A 17,127-nucleotide genomic window follows, 5' to 3' on the forward strand; every position below is an offset into this window, starting at 1 on the left:
TTTCTTAGCCCTCCTGCTTCTGCTCTGCGCGCTGACGACGTGCGCCACCGCGACGTGGACGCTCACGGCGAGCGCCACGGGATGGTCGCTCTTCACGAGCGTTCATCAGGCTCTCGCGACGGCCGCCAACCACGTCACCCTTGTAGATCCACACCTTGACGCCGATGCGTCCGAAAGTGGTGTGAGCCTCGTAGGTTCCGTAGTCGATCTCAGCGCGGAGGGTGTGCAGTGGAACGCGACCCTCGTGGTAGCGCTCGGTGCGTCCCATTTCCGCGCCGCCCAGGCGACCGGAGCAAACGACCTTGATGCCCTTGACCTGTGGCTGGCGCATAGCGCCCTGGATTGCCTTGCGCATTGCGCGACGGAATGCCACACGGTTGGTCAACTGCTCAGCGATGGACTGTGCCACCAGCTGTGCGTTGGCATCGATGTTCTTGACTTCGAGGATGTTGAGCTGAACCTGCTTGCCCGTGAGCTTCTCCAGCTGGCCGCGAATGCGGTCAGCCTCGGAACCACGACGACCAATCACGATGCCCGGACGGGCGGTGTGAATGTCCACGCGGACACGGTCGTGGGTGCGCTCGATAACAACGTCGGCGATGCCGGCACGATCGAGGCCCTTGGACAGGAACTCGCGGATCTTGATGTCTTCTGCGAGGTAATCAGCGTACTGCTTGTCGGCGTACCAGCGAGAGCGCCACTCGGAAGTGATACCCAGCCGGAGGCCGTGCGGTTGGATCTTCTGGCCCACTACTGAGCACTTCCCTTCTGACTCTCGACAACCACAGTGATGTGGCTTGTGCGCTTGCGGACGTGGAATGCACGACCCTGGGCGCGTGGACGGAATCGACGCATGGTTGGTCCCTCGTCGGCGAATGCCTCGGAGATGACCAGGGAGCGTGGATCCAAGCCAAAGTTGTTCTCTGCGTTAGCTGCCGCGGACGCGACAACCTTTGCAACTGGCTCGGAAGCTGCCTGTGGGGCGAACTTCAGCAAAGCCAGGGCGTCCTCCACGGACTTGCCACGGATCGTGTCGATCACACGGCGTGCCTTCATTGGAGTAACGCGCACGAATCGCGCGGTTGCGCGTGCGGAATTCACGGTCTCAGTCATAACTATCGACGACCCTTCTTGTCGTCCTTGACGTGACCCTTAAAGGTCTTCGTCGGGGCGAACTCGCCCAGCTTGTGTCCAACCATCGAGTCATCGACGAACACTGGCACGTGCTTGCGACCATCGTGGACTGCAAAGGTGTGACCAATGAAATCGGGCAAGATGGTGGAACGACGCGACCAGGTCTTGATGACCTGCTTGCCGCCCTTTTCGTTCTGAACGTCCACCTTCGCTAGGAGGTGTTCGTCGACGAATGGGCCCTTCTTCAGGCTGCGTGGCATTCTCTACTACCTCCTCTTAGCGCTTCTTGTTCTTGTTGGAACGACGACGGCGAACGATCAACTTATCGCTCGGACGGTTCGGCTTGCGGGTACGTCCCTCAGGCTGGCCCCATGGGCTCACTGGGTGACGACCACCGGAAGTCTTACCTTCACCACCACCGTGTGGGTGATCCACAGGGTTCATAACCACACCACGGACGGTTGGGCGAACGCCCTTCCACCGCATACGGCCGGCCTTACCCCAGCGGATGTTGATCTGGTCAGCGTTGCCGACCTCACCAACGGTTGCGCGGCAACGGATGTCGACGCGACGGATTTCGGAAGATGGCATACGCAGGATTGCGTACTTGCCTTCCTTACCCAGCAGCTGGATGGAAGAACCAGCGGAACGGGCCATCTTGGCTCCGCCACCTGGCTTCAACTCAACAGCGTGGATGGTGGTACCGGTTGGGATGTTGCGCAGTGGCAGGTTGTTGCCAACCTTGATGTCGGCGGTTGGGCCGGACTCCAGCAGCGCACCCTGCTTCAGGTTGCGTGGAGCGATGATGTATCGCTTCTCGCCGTCCCGGTAGTGCAGCAGGGCAATGTTGGCGGTGCGGTTCGGGTCGTACTCGATGTGAGCAACCTTTGCCAGCACGCCGTCCTTATCGTTACGACGGAAGTCGATAACGCGGTAGCGGCGCTTGTGGCCGCCACCCTTGTGACGAGTGGTGATGTGGCCGTGAACGTTACGGCCGCCGGTCTTCGACAGCGGGCGCAGCAGGCTCTTCTCCGGAGTGGAACGAGTGATTTCCTCGAACTGGGAGACGGAGCTCTGGCGGCGACCCGGCGTAGTCGGCTTGTACTTGCGAATAGCCATACTTTTGCTTCCTCTTTACCTTTCGGGTCCTTCAGGCCTTAAGCCTGACCACCGAAGATGTCGATCGGATCGCTGCCGGCGACCAGGGTCACCATGGCGCGCTTGGTGGCCTTACGCTGGCCGTAACCGGTGCGGGTGCGCTTGCGCTTGCCCTCACGGTTAGCGGTATTGACGCTAGACACCTTCACGCCGAAGATCTGCTCGACGGCAATCTTGATTTGGGTCTTGTTGGAATCTGGATTCACCAGGAACGTGTAGACGTTCTGCTCCATCAGTGCGTAGGACTTCTCAGATACGACTGGAGCGATGATGATATCGCGAGGATCGGCAATAGTGCTCATTACTTAGCCTCCTCCTTCGTCGTCTGAGCTGGCGTAGCAGCATCGATGAATGCGTTCAGGGCCTCGACGGAGAACACCACGTCATCGGAGTTCAGAACGTCGTAGGTGTTCAGCTGATCGTTGATCAGGATGTGAACGCCTGGCAAGTTACGTGCAGACTTCTGAGCGGTGACGTCTTCGCGGGTCAGTACGAGGAGTACGGACTTACGACCAGACAGGCGCTGCAGGAAGTTCAGAGCGGACTTGGTAGACGGAGTCTGACCAGGAACCAGCTCTTCCACAACGTGGATGCGATCGTGACGCACGCGGTCGGTGAGGGCACCGCGCAGTGCGGCAGCCTTCATCTTCTTTGGGGTGCGCTGGGAGTAGTCGCGAGGCTGAGGTCCGTGAACCGTGCCACCACCGGTGAAGTGTGGAGCGCGGATGGAACCCTGACGAGCACGACCGGTGCCCTTCTGGCGGAAAGGCTTACGTCCACCACCGCGAACAGCGCCGCGGGTCTTGGTGGCGTGAGTGCCTTGACGCTTAGCTGCCAGCTGAGCGGTAACAACCTGGTGCATCAGAGCGACGCTAGCCTCAGCATCGAAGATGGAGGCAGGCAGCTCAACAGTGCCGTTGGTCTTACCCTCAGCGGTGTGTACATCAAGCTTTAGATTGCTCATGCGTGTGCACCGCCCTTCACTGCGGTCTTCACAACGACGAATCCGCCGTTGATACCCGGTACTGCGCCCTTGATGAGCAGCAGGTTGGACTCGGTATCGACCTTGGCGACCTTCAAGTTCTGCATGGTCACGCGATCGTTACCCATGCGGCCAGCCATACGCTTGCCCTTGAAGACGCGACCTGGGGTCGCGGCCTGACCGATGGAACCAACGCGGCGGTGTGCCGCCTGGTTACCGTGTGCAGCGCCCTGGCCCTTGAAGCCATGGCGCTTCATGCCGCCGGCGTAGCCCTTACCCTTGGAGGTGCCGGTGACGTCGACGAACTTCACGTCGTTGAACAGTTCAACGGTGATGTCCTGGCCGACTTCGTAGCTGGATGCGTCTTCGACGCGGATCTCAGCGACGTGGCGACGTGGGGTCACGCCAGCCTTCTTGAAGTGACCTGCTTCAGGCTTGTTGGCCTTGCGTGGGTCGATTTCGCCGAAGGCGATCTGGACGGCTTCGTAGCCGTCGGTTTCCTTGGTGCGAACCTGGGTAACGACGCACGGCCCAGCTTCAACGACGGTTACCGGAACAACCCGGTTTTCCTCGTCGAAGATCTGAGTCATGCCGAGCTTCTTGCCCAGGATGCCCTTGATCTCGATTTCACTCATTAATTTTCTCCGCTGCCTAAAGTTCAGTTATCTCTCGAGGAACTAGATGGTCCCGGATTACTGAATGTTGACGTCGACGCTGGCCGGAAGATCGATGCGCATGAGAGCGTCAACGGTCTTCGGGGTTGGGTCGAGAATGTCGATCAGACGCTTGTGGGTGCGCATCTCGAAGTGCTCGCGAGAATCCTTGTACTTATGCGGCGAACGGATGACGCAGTACACGTTCTTCTCGGTTGGCAATGGCACAGGTCCTACTACACGAGCGCCAGTGCTGGTTACCCGCTCGACAATCTTCTTGGCAGAAGCGTCGATGGCCTCGTGATCATAGGCCTTGAGCCTGATGCGGATCTTTTGTCCCGCCACGCTTGTCCTCTTCCTCAGCATTCACGCCTGCAGGGTTACTACCCTGCTTCGCTTCATGCCTCTTATCTTGTCTCAACGCTGTCCGGCCGTGTGGCCTGGTCCAGTCGCCAGTTTCGCTTGTGTATTTACTACCTTCACGTGCCGTTATTGTGGTTGCACCGCAAATGAACGGGATTGCCCTTAACGCGCAAGGTGTAAATCCACGAGAAATTGTTTTTGAGCTATCTGCGACGGCCATTGCCGCCAACACATGCCACATATTCAATTTCACGCTTGGAAGGGACGAGCACCCCCACGATGATTCGTGGCGTGGATGTCCGCAAGCCTTCGCTTACTGCCGCTGTTCATTTACCATGCCCCACTCCGGCACCCGCTGTCGGGCGTGTCGTCCACGTTGACAGCGTTTACCGCACAGCAAAGCTTCCATCATCTCTGGTAGATGACGGTCTTTACTGACGATGGATCATGCTCACTTCACCATCGGTGCCTTCTTGAAACTTCTCGCCAGGCAGTTCCTTGTGGGCTTACCTGAACCGTGTGGTTCTCATGCACCGTGTTAAAGCAACGTTTGATAGTTAACCATAGATGTTGGACAAGATCAAAAAAGTTTTTGCAATCTCGGCGCAGCTACCCGGTACATTCTTCGACCATTAGTGTAGAGAGCGTGAATGTACCCCGTAATGACCCCGAATACGTTGCCGAGCGTCGTCGCATTATCCGGGAGCACCACCCGGATCGTGGTGGCTCTGATCAAGCGCTGATTCATGCCTTGCAACAGTTGGATGAGCAATGGGACCGCAAGCTCCGTCTCCGTAAGGAAATCCGCGACAACCTTCCTTCGTTTATTCCCGAGGACGTTGCCATGCAAGCATTTGATCAGGCGGATCGTTGGGCAGGGCGTGTCCGCGACGGTGCGGATCAAATGCGTCGTCGTTTTGATGACGGCCGTCCGGGTAACGGTGATTTTTCTCGACGCCTGGGCCGTACCGTCGGAACCGTTCGCAAAAGGATCGGAGAGGAGTTCGATAAGCGCCGGCGATAGCTTGGCCCTCTCCCAGGATCCTTAGGCTACGAGCTGCTGTCCCCCCCCAAGAGACGAAAAACTCCCGCGAGGTAAGGAAATACCTCGCGGGAGTTTTTAGATGCCCAAGTGGGCTGGTTCCACACAGTGGAACCCAGCGATACTACTTGGTGATCTTGGTAACGCGACCAGCGCCAACGGTGCGGCCACCCTCGCGGATAGCGAAGCGCAGGCCCTCGTCCATTGCGACAGGCTGGATCAGGGTGACGGACATATCAACGTTGTCACCAGGCATAACCATGTCGGTGCCCTCTGGCAGCTTCACAACACCGGTAACGTCGGTGGTGCGGAAGTAGAACTGAGGACGGTAGTTGTCGAAGAATGGGGTGTGGCGGCCACCCTCGTCCTTGGACAGGATGTAGACAGAGCCCTCGAACTCGGTGTGAGGGGTGTAAGCGCCTGGCTTAGCAACAATCTGTCCACGCTCAACATCTTCGCGCTTCAGGCCACGCAGCAGCAGTGCGGCGTTGTCGCCTGCCTCTGCGGTGTCCAGCAGCTTGTTGAACATCTCGATGGAGGTAACGGTGGTCTTCTGGGACTTCTCACGAATACCCAGGATCTCGACCTCGTCGTTGAGGTTCAGGATGCCGCGCTCCACACGACCGGTAACCACGGTACCGCGGCCGGTGATGGTGAAGATGTCCTCAACTGGCATCAGGAATGGCTTGTCGGTCTCGCGCTCTGGGTCTGGGATGGAATCATCGCAAGCCTGCATGAGCTCGATGATCTTCTCAGTCCACTCTGCGTCGCCCTCAAGAGCCTTCAGTGCGGAGATGTGAACAACTGGAGCCTCTTCGTCGAACTCCTGCTCGCCCAGCAGCTCACGAACTTCCATCTCGACGAGCTCGAGGAGCTCCTCGTCATCAACCATGTCGCACTTGTTCAGTGCAACGAGGATGTAAGGAACACCAACCTGGCGAGCCAGCAGAACGTGCTCGCGGGTCTGTGGCATTGGGCCGTCGGTAGCAGCCACAACCAGGATAGCGCCGTCCATCTGGGCAGCACCGGTGATCATGTTCTTGATGTAGTCGGCGTGACCTGGAGCATCCACGTGTGCGTAGTGGCGCTTCTCAGTCTCGTACTCCACGTGGGAGATGTTGATCGTGATGCCACGCTCCTTCTCCTCCGGCGCCTTATCGATGGCGTCGAAAGCGAAGGACTTGTTGATCTCCGGGTACGCATCTGCCAGCACCTTGGTGATTGCAGCGGTGGTGGTGGTCTTGCCGTGGTCGACGTGACCGATGGTGCCGATGTTAACGTGCGGCTTCGTACGCTCGAACTTAGCCTTCGCCACTGTGTGTCCTCCTGGACTTCTCGGTGGCTACGACTCTCGCAGCCACATACTTATCTTCGTTTCCGACGTCCTCCGCCTGCCACCTGGTGGTGCAAGTTCTGGAGCAGTCGGCGTCTATCTTGCCATTGTCACTAACGTGCATAGTGCCCTCGCTGCCCGTTCAGCAGATTTGTTGAGGACAAATGCTGTGTCCGTTAATGGGGCAACGGCCAGCACACCGCATAGTACGCGATATGACCCGATGTTGAAAAACCTAGTGTTCCCCAGAGGGGAATTTAGGGAAGTTTTCGGATTATACGGAGTGCTGACCCCTACCCAAGGGTCAGGGATCTGGCCACGTGCGCGCCAGATCCCTTTGGTGGTGTTGGGCTACCAACTACTAGGAGTTGGAACCACCGGTGCGCTCTTCGATGATTTCCTGAGCCACGTTGGATGGAACCTCAGCGTAGGAATCGAAGATCATGGTGAAGTTTGCGCGGCCCGCGGTGCGGGAACGTAGGTCACCGATGTAGCCGAACATCTGGGACAGTGGCACCTTCGCGGTGACAACTTTTGCGCCGGAACGATCATCCATGGAGGAGATCTGTCCACGACGGGAGTTCAGGTCGCCGATCACGTCGCCCATGTAGTCCTCAGGGGTGATGACCTCAACTGCCATGAGTGGCTCCAGCAGAACTGGCTTTGCCTTCGCAACAGCTTCCTTCAGCACCTGGGAACCAGCGAGCTTGAAGGCCATTTCGGAGGAGTCCACATCGTGGTAGGCACCGTCAAGCAGGGTGGCCTTGATGTTCACCAGCGGGTAGCCGGCGAGGTAACCGTACTGCATGGCATCCTGGATACCTGCGTCCACGGATGGGATGTACTCCTTAGGAATACGTCCACCGGTGACGGCATTCTCGAACAGGTAGTTCTCCTCGGAGCCCTCTTCTGGGTTGTAAGGCTCGATGCCGACGATGACGCGTGCGAACTGACCGGAACCACCGGTCTGCTTCTTGTGGGTGTACTCGAGCTTCTCCACTGGCTTGCGGATGGTCTCGCGGTAAGCCACCTGTGGCTCACCAACATTTGCTTCCACCTTGAACTCGCGCTTCATGCGGTCCACGAACACGTCCAAGTGCAGCTCGCCCATGCCGCCGATAACGGTCTGGCCAGTCTCTTCGTCCAGCTCCACGGTGAAGGTTGGGTCCTCTTCCGTGAGCTTCTGAATAGCCGTACCCAGCTTCTCCTGGTCAGACTTAGTCTTGGGCTCGATGGACACCTTGATCACTGGATCCGGGAAGTCCATGGACTCGAGCACGATCTGGTTGTTCATGTCGCACAGGGTGTCACCGGTAGTGGTGTCCTTCAGTCCGATGAACGCGTAGATGTGACCAGCGGAAGCCTTCTCCACTGGCTGCTCCTTGTTGGAGTGCATCTGGAACATCTTGCCGATGCGCTCCTTCTTGCCCTTCACGGTGTTGTACACCTGCGCGCCGGACTCCACGGAGCCGGAGTACACGCGGATGTAGATCAAACGACCGAAGAATGGGTGGGTCGCAACCTTGAAGGCCAGAGCGGAGAATGGCTCGTCAGCGGAAGGCTGACGGGTCAGCGCCTTCTCTGGGTCATTAACGTCCAGGCCCTTGATGGAACCGACGTCCATTGGGTTAGGCAGGAATTCGATAACGGCGTCCAGCATTGGCTGCACACCCTTGTTCTTGTAGGCAGAGCCACAGTAAACCGGGTAGATCTCGGAGTTCACGGTGAGCTTGCGGATCTGAGCCTTGAGCTCGTCCTCGGTGATTTCCTCACCAGCGAAGTAGCGGTCCATGAGCTCTTCATCGGACTCAGCAACGGTCTCGATGAGCTTCTCGCGGTACTCTTCAGCCTTTTCCTTGAGATCCTCAGGGATCTCTTCGATGGTGGCCTCGGTACCGATCTCGGTGACGCCGCGCCAGGTCAAAGCCTTCATCTGCAGAAGGTCAACCACGCCATCGAAGTCATCCTCTGCGCCGATTGGCAGCTCCATCACCAATGGCTTGGCACCCAAACGATCGACGATGGTGTCCACGGTGAAGTAGAAGTCCGCACCGAGCTTGTCCATCTTGTTCACGAAGCAGATACGAGGCACGTCGTACTTGTCAGCCTGACGCCAAACCTGCTCGGACTGTGGCTCCACGCCTTCCTTGGCGTCGAACACGGCGACAGCGCCATCGAGGACACGAAGGGAACGCTCCACCTCAACGGTGAAGTCCACGTGACCAGGCGTGTCGATGATGTTGATCTGGTTGCCTTTCCAGAAACAGGTGGTCGCAGCGGAGGTAATGGTGATACCTCGCTCCTTCTCCTGCTCCATCCAGTCCATCGTGGACGCACCATCGTGAGTCTCACCGACCTTACGGTTAATGCCGGTGTAGTAGAGAATGCGCTCGGTGGTGGTGGTCTTACCGGCATCGATGTGCGCCATGATGCCGATGTTGCGGACCTTCTTCAGGTCAGTCAACGCTTCAAGTGCCACTGGGTAACCCCGCTCTTATCTTGGTTGAGAGCGACCCGGTGCCTTGAGAATCATCACGCATAGTTGTGGGGAACCTCGAGGCTTCGCGAGTCGCGGGCTGTATAGTTACTCGATCTATTGTGCCAGTTTGCGCTGCATCTTTCGACGCAGACGTCTCACTAGCCCGCTGCACCGGTAAAAGTGATCGGGTCTTTACCGGGCTAAAGCCCCAGCCGCATGATGCGGAGGGGCTTTAAAAGTGTGACTACCAGCGGTAGTGGGCGAAGGCGCGGTTGGCCTCTGCCATCTTGTGAGTATCCTCACGACGCTTCACGGAAGCGCCGAGACCGTTGGAAGCATCCAGGATCTCGTTAGCGAGACGCTCAGTCATGGTGTTCTCACGACGCTGACGGGTGAAAGTCACCAACCAGCGCAAAGCCAGGGTGGTGGAGCGACCTGGGCGAACCTCAACAGGCACCTGGTAGGTAGCGCCACCGACACGGCGGGAGCGCACCTCGAGGGCTGGCTTGACGTTGTCGAGAGCCTTCTTGAGGGTCAGTACTGGGTCGGTTCCGGTCTTGTCGCGGCACTGCTCGAGTGCACCGTAGACGATGCGCTCGGCGGTGGACTTCTTACCGTCGAGCAAGACTTTGTTGACCAACTGGGAGACGATTACGTCGCCGTATACTGGATCCTTTGGGAGTGGACGTGCTGGTGCTGGACCTTTACGTGGCATGTTCTACTTCTCCTTCTTGGCGCCGTAGCGGGAACGAGCCTGCTTACGATCCTTAACACCCTGCGTATCGAGGGAGCCACGGACGATCTTGTAGCGAACACCTGGGAGGTCCTTCACACGACCGCCGCGCACGAGCACCATGGAGTGCTCCTGCAGGTTGTGGCCCTCACCTGGGATGTACGCGGAAACCTCAATGCCGGAGGTCAGGCGCACACGGGCGACCTTACGCAGTGCAGAGTTAGGCTTCTTAGGAGTGGTGGTGTACACGCGGGTGCACACGCCACGACGCTGAGGGGAGCCCTTCAGCGCGGCGGTAGCTACCTTCGTGGTCTTATCGTGGCGGCCCTTACGGACCAGCTGCTGAATAGTTGGCATGAACCGACTTTCTTTAGGTCTGATCTTCAATATCCGGCTCTGCACTTTCCTGTGCAGCGGACGGTATCAACGGTCTTTGTCCACATGAGTGGGGGAAATACGGGCTAGACATGAAAAAATAGGGGCTCTTTTTTGGGGCCCTACCAGATGTCTAGCTCTGGCTCGTCAGAGTAGTTACTGAAACGGAATCAAGCTCCTAGTTTCAATAATTCACAACAAGCAAGCCGAGCTCCCACCGCACGAGACGGGGGACTATGTTGCATGCTACCGCTCCCCCAGCCGGATTCCAAAATCACTTCACTTATTAACTACACCCTTCACGCAGCACCTCCCGCAACCGCGAGTCACTGAGCTGCTCGACCATCCATGGGCTAAAGGCGAACGGGGTGGCGTCGATCGAGGAAAAGAGGTCCACCGGTGCCACCCAGCGATGATCACACACCTCAGCCAGATTAGGCGCCATCTCCCCCACCGCACGGGACACGAAGACGGGACATACCTCCCACTCCACAATCCCACTCGCATCCACAGCGCGATACTCGAAATCGGGGATTACCGCAGACAAGTCATCAACCTTCAACCCCAATTCTTCAACGGCTCGGCGTAACACGGCTTCCTCGTGCGATTCCCCTGGCCCTGGGTGACCACATACTGAATTCGTCCACACACCTGGCCATGCCTTCTTAGTCAACGCTCGCCGAGTGATGAGCACCTCACCGCGGTCATTGAGGATATAGCAGGAAAACGCCAGGTGCAGAGGTGTGTTTTTAGTGTGCACCTCTGACTTAAGCGCGTGCCCGGTGGGGTTGCCTTGATCATCGAGGAGAATGACAAGTTCCTCGTTGGTCGACTTGGTAGTCATGGTTTCTTTCTTCTCCTCGTTGTATTCCTTGATGTTCTTTTCCGACGCCACGCTCACCCCATCCAGCCGCCTATCCATTTATAAACACCCAGATGAGCGTCATGGATACCACCGCCCCCACTAGGTAATTAGCCCACAGAAATACCTTCCACGCCTTATGCACGTCGAAGGCTTGTTCTTCGCTGATGTTCCAGAATCGAGCCGCATTGATTACGTACAAGAGGTTGGCGACCGCCACTATTAGCCCAGGGATCCCTAAGGTTAGGAGGAGCGCACTGGCGATTACGTAGGCACACACCGCCAAACGCACCGTTGTGCGGCCACCCAATTCCGTGGCGATGGAACGCAAACCGCCTTCACGGTCTGCCTTAACATCCTGTACTGCCCCTAGGGCATGAGAAGCCGCACCCCATAAGAAGAACGCCACGATGATGATCCAAAACTGCGCAGGCAGCTGGTCATTCTGCATCGTGCCACCCACCAACGCGGGAGACACAAAGTGTGTGGATGAGGTTATTGAATCGATCCCTGGCCGTTCTTTGAACCGCAGTTTCGGCCCGGAATACGCATAGACTGCGGCCAAACTCAGGGTCAGCCATCCTGCGGATTGCCACGTTCCTGCTACATAGAGCGCTACCGCAAAGGGCACTGCGGAAATAGGGGCTGCCCATAACACGGTGGGGTGCAGTGACTTCGCTAGGACTGCGCCCTCCACGCCGCCCTTGCGCGGATTCCTAATGTCAGATTCATAGTCGAAGACATCGTTTATTCCGTACATCGCGATGTTGTAAGGGATCAGGAAGAACAGCACGCCCACAATGAATACCCAGTCCACACTCCCCCCGAGCAGCAGGTATGCGGCTCCGTAGGGGAAGGCCGTGTTCACCCAGCTGATTGGTCGCGAGGAGCTAAAGACGGCTGTGATCCTCTGCATTAGGGTTGGGCGCGAGCCTTGCGAAGTCCGATTAGTCATTTGCTATGCCCTTTCCACAACGCAGGCACCAACAGCGTCACGAATATCGCATAGAACAAATCCTCCACCGGCACCTGCCCAAGTTGCCATCCCATTCGCTTGTCATCGTCATACCCCACGAGACCAGCCCAAATCATCAGGTTGTCGAAAAAAATTGTGAGAATCAGAACGCTAACCGTCACCGTGCCAAGAATCCACAGTTGCCTACGCTTCGCTTCTGCCCCACCGCGTTTGTGTTCCTTCACTACGGAGCACGAAGCCATAACTATCGCAACCACCAGGAAGGGCAGGCTGATGTACAGGTAGATCACAATTCGCCTCCGGACTCAAGTATTCGTTTCTGCCTCACGTGGTCAAGCAAGATCCTCGAACCCGACGTCAGGTTGAGCGTGAGATAGGTGAGAAAGAAAAGGAATACTGGTTCCTCTAGGGGCATCTCCGGTGCCAGTTCGATGCCCAACATGTACGGAGAATCCCCGCGATAAAATACCCCGTTGAGGATGCCCAGTGCATCCCACACGAGCAACAACCCCACGGTGACGATCGAGATGAGACTGGCCCTGGTGGCGTCGAGAAAGAAGGCGAGTTTCCACCGATGATCGCAGATCACCATGCAAACCAGGGTTAACAACAGAAACGCAAGATAAATGATAGTCATGAGCGCATCACTGTGTTCCTAAAGCGCTGGTAGAACCGTCACCGCGCATTCGCTTGAGCACGTTCTCCGCCGAAATCAGACACATGGGCACGCCCACACCAGGAACGGTCGTCCCACCTGCGTAAAGGAGGTTGTTCACCTTCGCAGAGCGATTCTTGCCACGTAGGAATGCGGACTGCCACAGGGTATGAGCAGGCCCCAGCGCCCCACCCAGCCAGGAGTGGTAGCGATCTTCAAAATCCGCTGGGCCTATGGTGTGGCAGGCAATGATGCGCTGGTGAAGATCATCGATACCGGCCCACTCGGCGATCTGTGTGATTGCAGCATCAGCAATTGCTTGAACGGGGTCAGACGCGGTCTCCGCGTAGATGTTTCCATGTCCCAGGGCCGGGTCAGCGGCGACGGGGACCAGGACAAACAGGTTTGAATGGCCTTCGGGGGCCACGGTGGGATCAGATTCCGAGGGCTTCGAAATATATATTGAAGTCGAACGATTGATGTTGGTGGTACTTGCGTGTCCGGTACCTGCGTGGCCAGTGTTTGCATGTCCAGTACTTGCGTTACCTGGATTCGTAGAACGCACAGACGGCTCAAAAACTGCGTCAAAATCCGGTGTCCAGTCGTGGCTAAACATCAAATTGTGGTGGGACAGTTGAGGTAGCTCTCCTTTCACCCCGATCATGACTAATACCGTGCTGATGCCTGGATTTCGATGTGTCCACCACTTCTCCGGATAGGACTGCAGCTCCCTGGGGAGGAGCTCAGTTTCCGTAAAATGCATGTCCGCAGTGCTCACCACCACGTCAGCTGGAATCATCTCCCGCTGGCCATTCGATTCCACATGGATGCCTGTCGCCTGAGTCCGGCCGGCGCCATCTTGGGTGTGGATCGCAACACAAGGAGTCTCAAAAAGGATCTCCACGCCCCGCTGCTTAGCAAGTTTGTGCAGGGATTCCACTACTGCTGTGAAACCACCCAGCGGATACTTCACCCCTTGAACCAAGTCGGTGTAACTCATGAGCTGGTAGAGAGCGGGGGTATCTTCTGGGCGCGAGGATAGAAACACCGCTGGATAAGTAAGAATTTGCCGCAAGCGAACGTCCGTGAATTGGCTGGAAACGTGCTGGGAAAGGGAGGCAAGCAAGTTCTTCAGCAAGTCGATCCCGGCACCGATGGATCCTAAACCAAGAAATGGCCTCAGGTTGCTAAACGTGGTGTAGAGGAAGTTCTCTACCGAGACCGCGTAAATCTCACCGGCCTTCGCTAGGTACGCTTCCAGTTTCTTCCCGGCACCGGGCTCAATGTTTTCGAAGAGCTCAGCCAGCGTGGCCGGGTCTGAACTGACATCGAAATGAGCTGCACCCTCTGGGAACACTCGGTATCCGGGCTCTAGATTCACCAGTTCGAGCTGATCCTCGGTGCTGGTTCCAGCCAGCGCGTAGAAGTTGTCATAGGCTTCTGGCATCAGGTACCAGGATGGGCCGGTGTCCCAGCGAAAACCGGGTGTAGCAGGATCTTCAAATGAACCTGCGCGGCCGCCCACGGTGCTATTTTTCTCCACGATGGTGACACTGGAACCCTCTTCAGCTAATAGAACTGCAGTAGCCAAACCGGCGATTCCAGCACCGATGATGACAACACGGCCTTCCGAACGAGGGGTGGAAGGTTTCATTGAGCGGGGTCCTTAGTTGTTGAGGGCAAGGTGGTAGGCCGAGCGCTGATGGCCATAATTAACGCTCGTCCGATAGAGAGCACAGCGATAAGAATTTTGTGGGAATCCCTAATACTGATGCGCCCGCTGCGAACTTCATCTGCCGAAGCACGGGAAATTTTTTCGGTGAGAGCCTGGAAGAGCCCTGTTGCCGCGAGTACTCCTGCACGGGCGCCTAACGGCAGCAGGGGAACTGTTTTCCGCGCGTTCAGGAGATCACCGCGGATGTCAGCCACTATCAATGCTTTGCTTTTGTCGTTGAGTCCTTGGTCAAGGATTTCGGGGAAATAAATCCGACCGAGGTCTCCGGTATCTTCTGCGTAATCCCTCAAGAAGTTGATCTTCTGGAATGCTGCGCCCAGTGCGCGAGCACCTAATACCAGTGTTTCTCTTGTTTCTTGTTGGATATCATCACGGTCTTGAAGGAATACGGATAAGCACATCAGGCCTATCACTTCGGCAGAACCGTAGATGTACTCACTCAGACTTTCAGCGTTATGTGTGGCCTTAGACAAGTCCATGCGCATCGAACGAAAAAATGCCCGGACGTTTTCAGGATCGAAGTGACACCGTCGCGCTGTGCCGGCATAGGCATGCAGGACAGGGTCCACATGGAACCGGTAGTGCGGCGCTGCCAGCACAGCTCGCTCATAACCGTCGAGCATTTCGACGATCTCATCATGTGGTAGGCCAGCGTGCTCAGCCGTTCCGTCAACAATTTCGTCTGCAATGCGCACCATTGCGTAGAGGTTGCGGATGTCCGCGCGCATACGGGGCGCAAGAACGTTTGTGGCGACTGAAAAGCTCGTGGAGTACGTACTGATGACCTGGTGTGCAGATCTGTCAGCCATCGCATCATAACGGGTGAGCACAGCAGGAGCCGGTGCCTTAGACACCCAGCTTGTGGAGGTTTTCATCCATGAGGGCAGCAATTCCCATCAGTCCTTCCTTCACATCGGATGGCAATTCCAGGCTCTGGGCAAGGTCACACGCATCCTCCAATGCGGCTCGGGCTTCTGCAGCTACCGCTTTGAGAACTGCCGCGAGATCGCTGTCTCCCTCAGAGTTTAGGCGAGCAGTCACCATGGTGACTCTTTGTTTTTCGATATCCCCTTGATGGCCAGTCACGTCATCGGCTGCTTGGAACGCGAACCCGAACGAATTCGCAATGGGAACCATTACTGACAAGTCGCGTCCGGCCGCTAACGCTCCCAGCATTAGTGGGGCACGGAATGTATAGGCACTGGTTTTCATGTGATTGCTCAAACGGACGTCATTGAGGGTGTGAGTACTCTGAGGCACGCGATGAGCGACGTCGCTGAGTTCACCATGGATGGATTCCGTCATGGCATCCACAAGGATTCGCACGGCCGGTGCCTGCAACTCCACCGGCACAAGCTCGTGACACGCCAAGTCAATAGCTCCCGCTATGGCCATGTCACCGGCCAGCACCGCGAGCGAGTCTCCAATGTGTACATCCTGAGCTACCTGGCCCAAGCTGTTATGAAAAGACATTTCACCACGCCGTGTGCAGTCTGCATCGATGAAGTCATCATGCACCAAGAACGCTCCGTGAAGCAGGTTCACAGCAGCGCCGAATGCAACCGCCGCGTCGTACTGTGAACCCTTAACTCGGCCGGCTGCGATATGAACCAACCTGCTACGGATGTGCTTACCCGCCAAGGTTATTCTGCTCAATTCTGAGTAGGAATGTTTGAGAACCGGTGTGGCCTGAGCACTGATCGGCACTAAATCTTGGAAGTATCGTTCCAACAGCAGCTGAGTATCCCGCATCGCGTTCGCAGTGTGATTCATCGCTGCACCAAAGTATCGATGAAATCCGGAAGTTTACCTCTAGCACTGAGGCGTTCCTGCGGAAGTTGTTCCTTCCAATTCACCCAGATCGTATGGAAACCGCGGTAAAAACGACACAACATCTGCCGGGTACCCTTCAAGGGGCGGGGATCCGTCGGCAGGACGAGGTCTTTTTGTAACCAAATCGTCTCTTCTGGACGGACTGCGAATGATAAGTGCAAATCCTCATGCACCAAGGTGTCAGAAAAGTCTACTGATTCATCGATTTCTTTCCACCACGATGAACGAATGCAGCAATTTGTCCCGAAAAGCGGGTAATGTCCTAGCGCCCAGCGCGTAGTGGTCCAATAAGCACCCATGTAAAGAGAGCTCATGATCCTCCCATACGATCCGGGAGTAACGAATTCTGCACCTCCGGACAGGCCTACAACTGAGTTTCCGGTGTATTCATCTGCACGATCCCAAATTTGATGCAGGCGGATGATCGTGTCTTCAGGAACCACCACGTCAGCGTCGATACGAAAGAGGACATCGCCTGTGGCTGCGCGAAAACCAGTTTGCATGGCCCAAGTGATTCCCCGCCGGGGTTCTGAAACCACCCGCGCGCCATAACGCTCCGCGATGTCTGCTGAGTCATCGACAGAACCATTATCAACAACGATGACTTCTTCAGCAGGCACTATCTGGTTCTGCAATGATGTGAGACAGTGGGCGAGCAAATCACCGTCGTTCAGACATGGAATCACAACCGATATAGATCGGCAGCGTTCAACCGCAAGCGGCAGTCTTACTGGGTCCGTCTTAATCTTCTAAACTACCTTGCCTTGGAGGAAACAGGCACAGCTTCATTGCGCCCCAGCTTTTCCTAATAATT

The 17,127-nt window shown here is 56.7% G+C and carries 21 protein-coding genes; 1 reads left to right on the forward strand and 20 read right to left on the reverse strand.

Annotated elements, in window-relative coordinates:
• Positions 1–4 precede the first annotated feature (4 nt).
• The 8 genes from rpsC to rpsJ are packed head-to-tail and all read right to left on the reverse strand — an operon-like array spanning position 5 to position 4,272.
• A complete protein-coding gene (gene rpsC / locus IM764_RS04330; protein WP_099297978.1) occupies positions 5–751 on the reverse strand; it encodes a 30S ribosomal protein S3 in 747 nt (248 codons plus the stop codon).
• On the reverse strand, positions 751–1,113 hold the full coding sequence (gene rplV / locus IM764_RS04335) for a 50S ribosomal protein L22 (RefSeq protein ID WP_099297979.1): 363 nt from the start codon (positions 1,111–1,113) through the stop codon (positions 751–753). The genes rpsC and rplV overlap by 1 nt, the downstream gene beginning before the upstream one ends.
• A gap of 2 nt (positions 1,114–1,115) precedes the next feature.
• Positions 1,116–1,394 carry a 30S ribosomal protein S19 gene (gene rpsS, locus IM764_RS04340; protein ID WP_099297980.1) on the reverse strand — a complete coding sequence of 93 codons (279 nt, stop codon included), beginning with the start codon at positions 1,392–1,394 and terminating at the stop codon, positions 1,116–1,118.
• A 16-nt stretch (positions 1,395–1,410) separates the two neighbouring features.
• Positions 1,411–2,253: a 50S ribosomal protein L2 gene (gene rplB, locus IM764_RS04345; protein ID WP_099297981.1), complete on the reverse strand. Its 843-nt coding sequence runs from the start codon at positions 2,251–2,253 to the stop codon at positions 1,411–1,413.
• A gap of 38 nt (positions 2,254–2,291) precedes the next feature.
• Positions 2,292–2,594, reverse strand: a complete 303-nt coding sequence (rplW, locus tag IM764_RS04350) for a 50S ribosomal protein L23 (protein ID WP_099297982.1) — start codon at positions 2,592–2,594, stop codon at positions 2,292–2,294.
• Positions 2,594–3,256 carry a 50S ribosomal protein L4 gene (rplD, locus tag IM764_RS04355; protein ID WP_194187046.1) on the reverse strand — a complete coding sequence of 221 codons (663 nt, stop codon included), beginning with the start codon at positions 3,254–3,256 and terminating at the stop codon, positions 2,594–2,596. The genes rplW and rplD overlap by 1 nt, the downstream gene beginning before the upstream one ends.
• Positions 3,253–3,909, reverse strand: a complete 657-nt coding sequence (gene rplC, locus IM764_RS04360; RefSeq protein WP_099297984.1) for a 50S ribosomal protein L3 — start codon at positions 3,907–3,909, stop codon at positions 3,253–3,255. Before rplC ends, rplD begins: the two co-directional genes overlap by 4 nt.
• Before the next feature lie 57 nt (positions 3,910–3,966).
• Positions 3,967–4,272: a 30S ribosomal protein S10 gene (gene rpsJ / locus IM764_RS04365; protein ID WP_099297985.1), complete on the reverse strand. Its 306-nt coding sequence runs from the start codon at positions 4,270–4,272 to the stop codon at positions 3,967–3,969.
• Between the two features lie 664 nt (positions 4,273–4,936).
• On the opposite strand from rpsJ, the gene IM764_RS04370 reads away from it, so the two are divergent.
• Positions 4,937–5,314, forward strand: a complete 378-nt coding sequence (locus IM764_RS04370; protein ID WP_194187047.1) for a hypothetical protein — start codon at positions 4,937–4,939, stop codon at positions 5,312–5,314.
• Between the two features lie 142 nt (positions 5,315–5,456).
• On the opposite strand, the gene tuf is transcribed toward IM764_RS04370, so the two are convergent.
• The 12 genes from tuf to IM764_RS04430 all read right to left on the reverse strand — a co-directional run bounded on the left by tuf (position 5,457) and on the right by IM764_RS04430 (position 16,999).
• Complete coding sequence (tuf, locus tag IM764_RS04375; protein ID WP_099297987.1) at positions 5,457–6,647, reverse strand: elongation factor Tu; 1,191 nt, start codon at positions 6,645–6,647, stop codon at positions 5,457–5,459.
• 379 nt (positions 6,648–7,026) lie between these two features.
• Positions 7,027–9,144, reverse strand: coding sequence for an elongation factor G (gene fusA, locus IM764_RS04380; RefSeq protein ID WP_099297988.1), 2,118 nt, complete (start codon positions 9,142–9,144; stop codon positions 7,027–7,029).
• 244 nt (positions 9,145–9,388) lie between these two features.
• The gene (rpsG, locus tag IM764_RS04385; protein WP_099297989.1) at positions 9,389–9,859 is read right to left on the reverse strand and encodes a 30S ribosomal protein S7; all 471 of its coding nucleotides are present in this window, start codon (positions 9,857–9,859) and stop codon (positions 9,389–9,391) included.
• Between the two features lie 3 nt (positions 9,860–9,862).
• Entirely contained in the window at positions 9,863–10,234 is a 372-nt protein-coding gene (rpsL, locus tag IM764_RS04390) for a 30S ribosomal protein S12 (protein WP_099297990.1), read from the reverse strand.
• Between the two features lie 304 nt (positions 10,235–10,538).
• Positions 10,539–11,096, reverse strand: coding sequence for an isopentenyl-diphosphate Delta-isomerase (idi, locus tag IM764_RS04395; protein ID WP_194187180.1), 558 nt, complete (start codon positions 11,094–11,096; stop codon positions 10,539–10,541).
• Positions 11,097–11,166: 70 nt separating this feature from the next.
• Entirely contained in the window at positions 11,167–12,030 is an 864-nt protein-coding gene (locus IM764_RS04400) for a prenyltransferase (protein ID WP_194187048.1), read from the reverse strand.
• 35 nt (positions 12,031–12,065) lie between these two features.
• A complete protein-coding gene (locus tag IM764_RS04405; RefSeq protein ID WP_194187049.1) occupies positions 12,066–12,380 on the reverse strand; it encodes a lycopene cyclase domain-containing protein in 315 nt (104 codons plus the stop codon).
• Complete coding sequence (locus IM764_RS04410) at positions 12,377–12,727, reverse strand: lycopene cyclase domain-containing protein (RefSeq protein WP_099297992.1); 351 nt, start codon at positions 12,725–12,727, stop codon at positions 12,377–12,379. Before IM764_RS04410 ends, IM764_RS04405 begins: the two co-directional genes overlap by 4 nt.
• A 7-nt stretch (positions 12,728–12,734) precedes the next feature.
• The gene (gene crtI / locus IM764_RS04415; protein ID WP_194187050.1) at positions 12,735–14,399 is read right to left on the reverse strand and encodes a phytoene desaturase family protein; all 1,665 of its coding nucleotides are present in this window, start codon (positions 14,397–14,399) and stop codon (positions 12,735–12,737) included.
• Positions 14,396–15,355 (reverse strand): phytoene/squalene synthase family protein, encoded by a 960-nt coding sequence (locus tag IM764_RS04420; RefSeq protein ID WP_194187181.1) that lies wholly within the window; start codon positions 15,353–15,355, stop codon positions 14,396–14,398. The genes crtI and IM764_RS04420 overlap by 4 nt, the downstream gene beginning before the upstream one ends.
• The gene (locus IM764_RS04425; RefSeq protein ID WP_099297995.1) at positions 15,327–16,253 is read right to left on the reverse strand and encodes a polyprenyl synthetase family protein; all 927 of its coding nucleotides are present in this window, start codon (positions 16,251–16,253) and stop codon (positions 15,327–15,329) included. Before IM764_RS04425 ends, IM764_RS04420 begins: the two co-directional genes overlap by 29 nt.
• Positions 16,250–16,999 carry a glycosyltransferase gene (locus tag IM764_RS04430; RefSeq protein WP_234990773.1) on the reverse strand — a complete coding sequence of 250 codons (750 nt, stop codon included), beginning with the start codon at positions 16,997–16,999 and terminating at the stop codon, positions 16,250–16,252. The genes IM764_RS04425 and IM764_RS04430 overlap by 4 nt, the downstream gene beginning before the upstream one ends.
• Between the last annotated feature and the right edge of the window lie 128 nt (positions 17,000–17,127).

This window comes from Corynebacterium sp. ED61 (genome assembly GCF_015233855.1).
In the GTDB taxonomy this organism is placed as follows: Bacteria; Actinomycetota; Actinomycetes; order Mycobacteriales; family Mycobacteriaceae; genus Corynebacterium; species Corynebacterium dentalis.

Excerpts from the sequence above, each read along its gene's own strand:
- rplV (WP_099297979.1), bottom strand. The coding sequence starts at position 1,113 with ATGACTGAGACCGTGAATTCCGCACGCGCAACCGCGCGATTCGTGCGC.
- rpsS (WP_099297980.1), bottom strand. The coding sequence starts at position 1,394 with ATGCCACGCAGCCTGAAGAAGGGCCCATTCGTCGACGAACACCTCCTA.
- rplB (WP_099297981.1), bottom strand. The coding sequence starts at position 2,253 with ATGGCTATTCGCAAGTACAAGCCGACTACGCCGGGTCGCCGCCAGAGC.
- rplW (WP_099297982.1), bottom strand. The coding sequence starts at position 2,594 with ATGAGCACTATTGCCGATCCTCGCGATATCATCATCGCTCCAGTCGTA.
- rplD (WP_194187046.1), bottom strand. The coding sequence starts at position 3,256 with ATGAGCAATCTAAAGCTTGATGTACACACCGCTGAGGGTAAGACCAAC.
- rplC (WP_099297984.1), bottom strand. The coding sequence starts at position 3,909 with ATGAGTGAAATCGAGATCAAGGGCATCCTGGGCAAGAAGCTCGGCATG.
- rpsG (WP_099297989.1), bottom strand. The coding sequence starts at position 9,859 with ATGCCACGTAAAGGTCCAGCACCAGCACGTCCACTCCCAAAGGATCCA.
- rpsL (WP_099297990.1), bottom strand. The coding sequence starts at position 10,234 with ATGCCAACTATTCAGCAGCTGGTCCGTAAGGGCCGCCACGATAAGACC.
- idi (WP_194187180.1), bottom strand. The coding sequence starts at position 11,096 with ATGACTACCAAGTCGACCAACGAGGAACTTGTCATTCTCCTCGATGAT.
- IM764_RS04400 (WP_194187048.1), bottom strand. The coding sequence starts at position 12,030 with ATGCAGAGGATCACAGCCGTCTTTAGCTCCTCGCGACCAATCAGCTGG.
- IM764_RS04410 (WP_099297992.1), bottom strand. The coding sequence starts at position 12,727 with ATGACTATCATTTATCTTGCGTTTCTGTTGTTAACCCTGGTTTGCATG.
- crtI (WP_194187050.1), bottom strand. The coding sequence starts at position 14,399 with ATGAAACCTTCCACCCCTCGTTCGGAAGGCCGTGTTGTCATCATCGGT.
- IM764_RS04420 (WP_194187181.1), bottom strand. The coding sequence starts at position 15,355 with ATGAAAACCTCCACAAGCTGGGTGTCTAAGGCACCGGCTCCTGCTGTG.
- IM764_RS04425 (WP_099297995.1), bottom strand. The coding sequence starts at position 16,253 with ATGAATCACACTGCGAACGCGATGCGGGATACTCAGCTGCTGTTGGAA.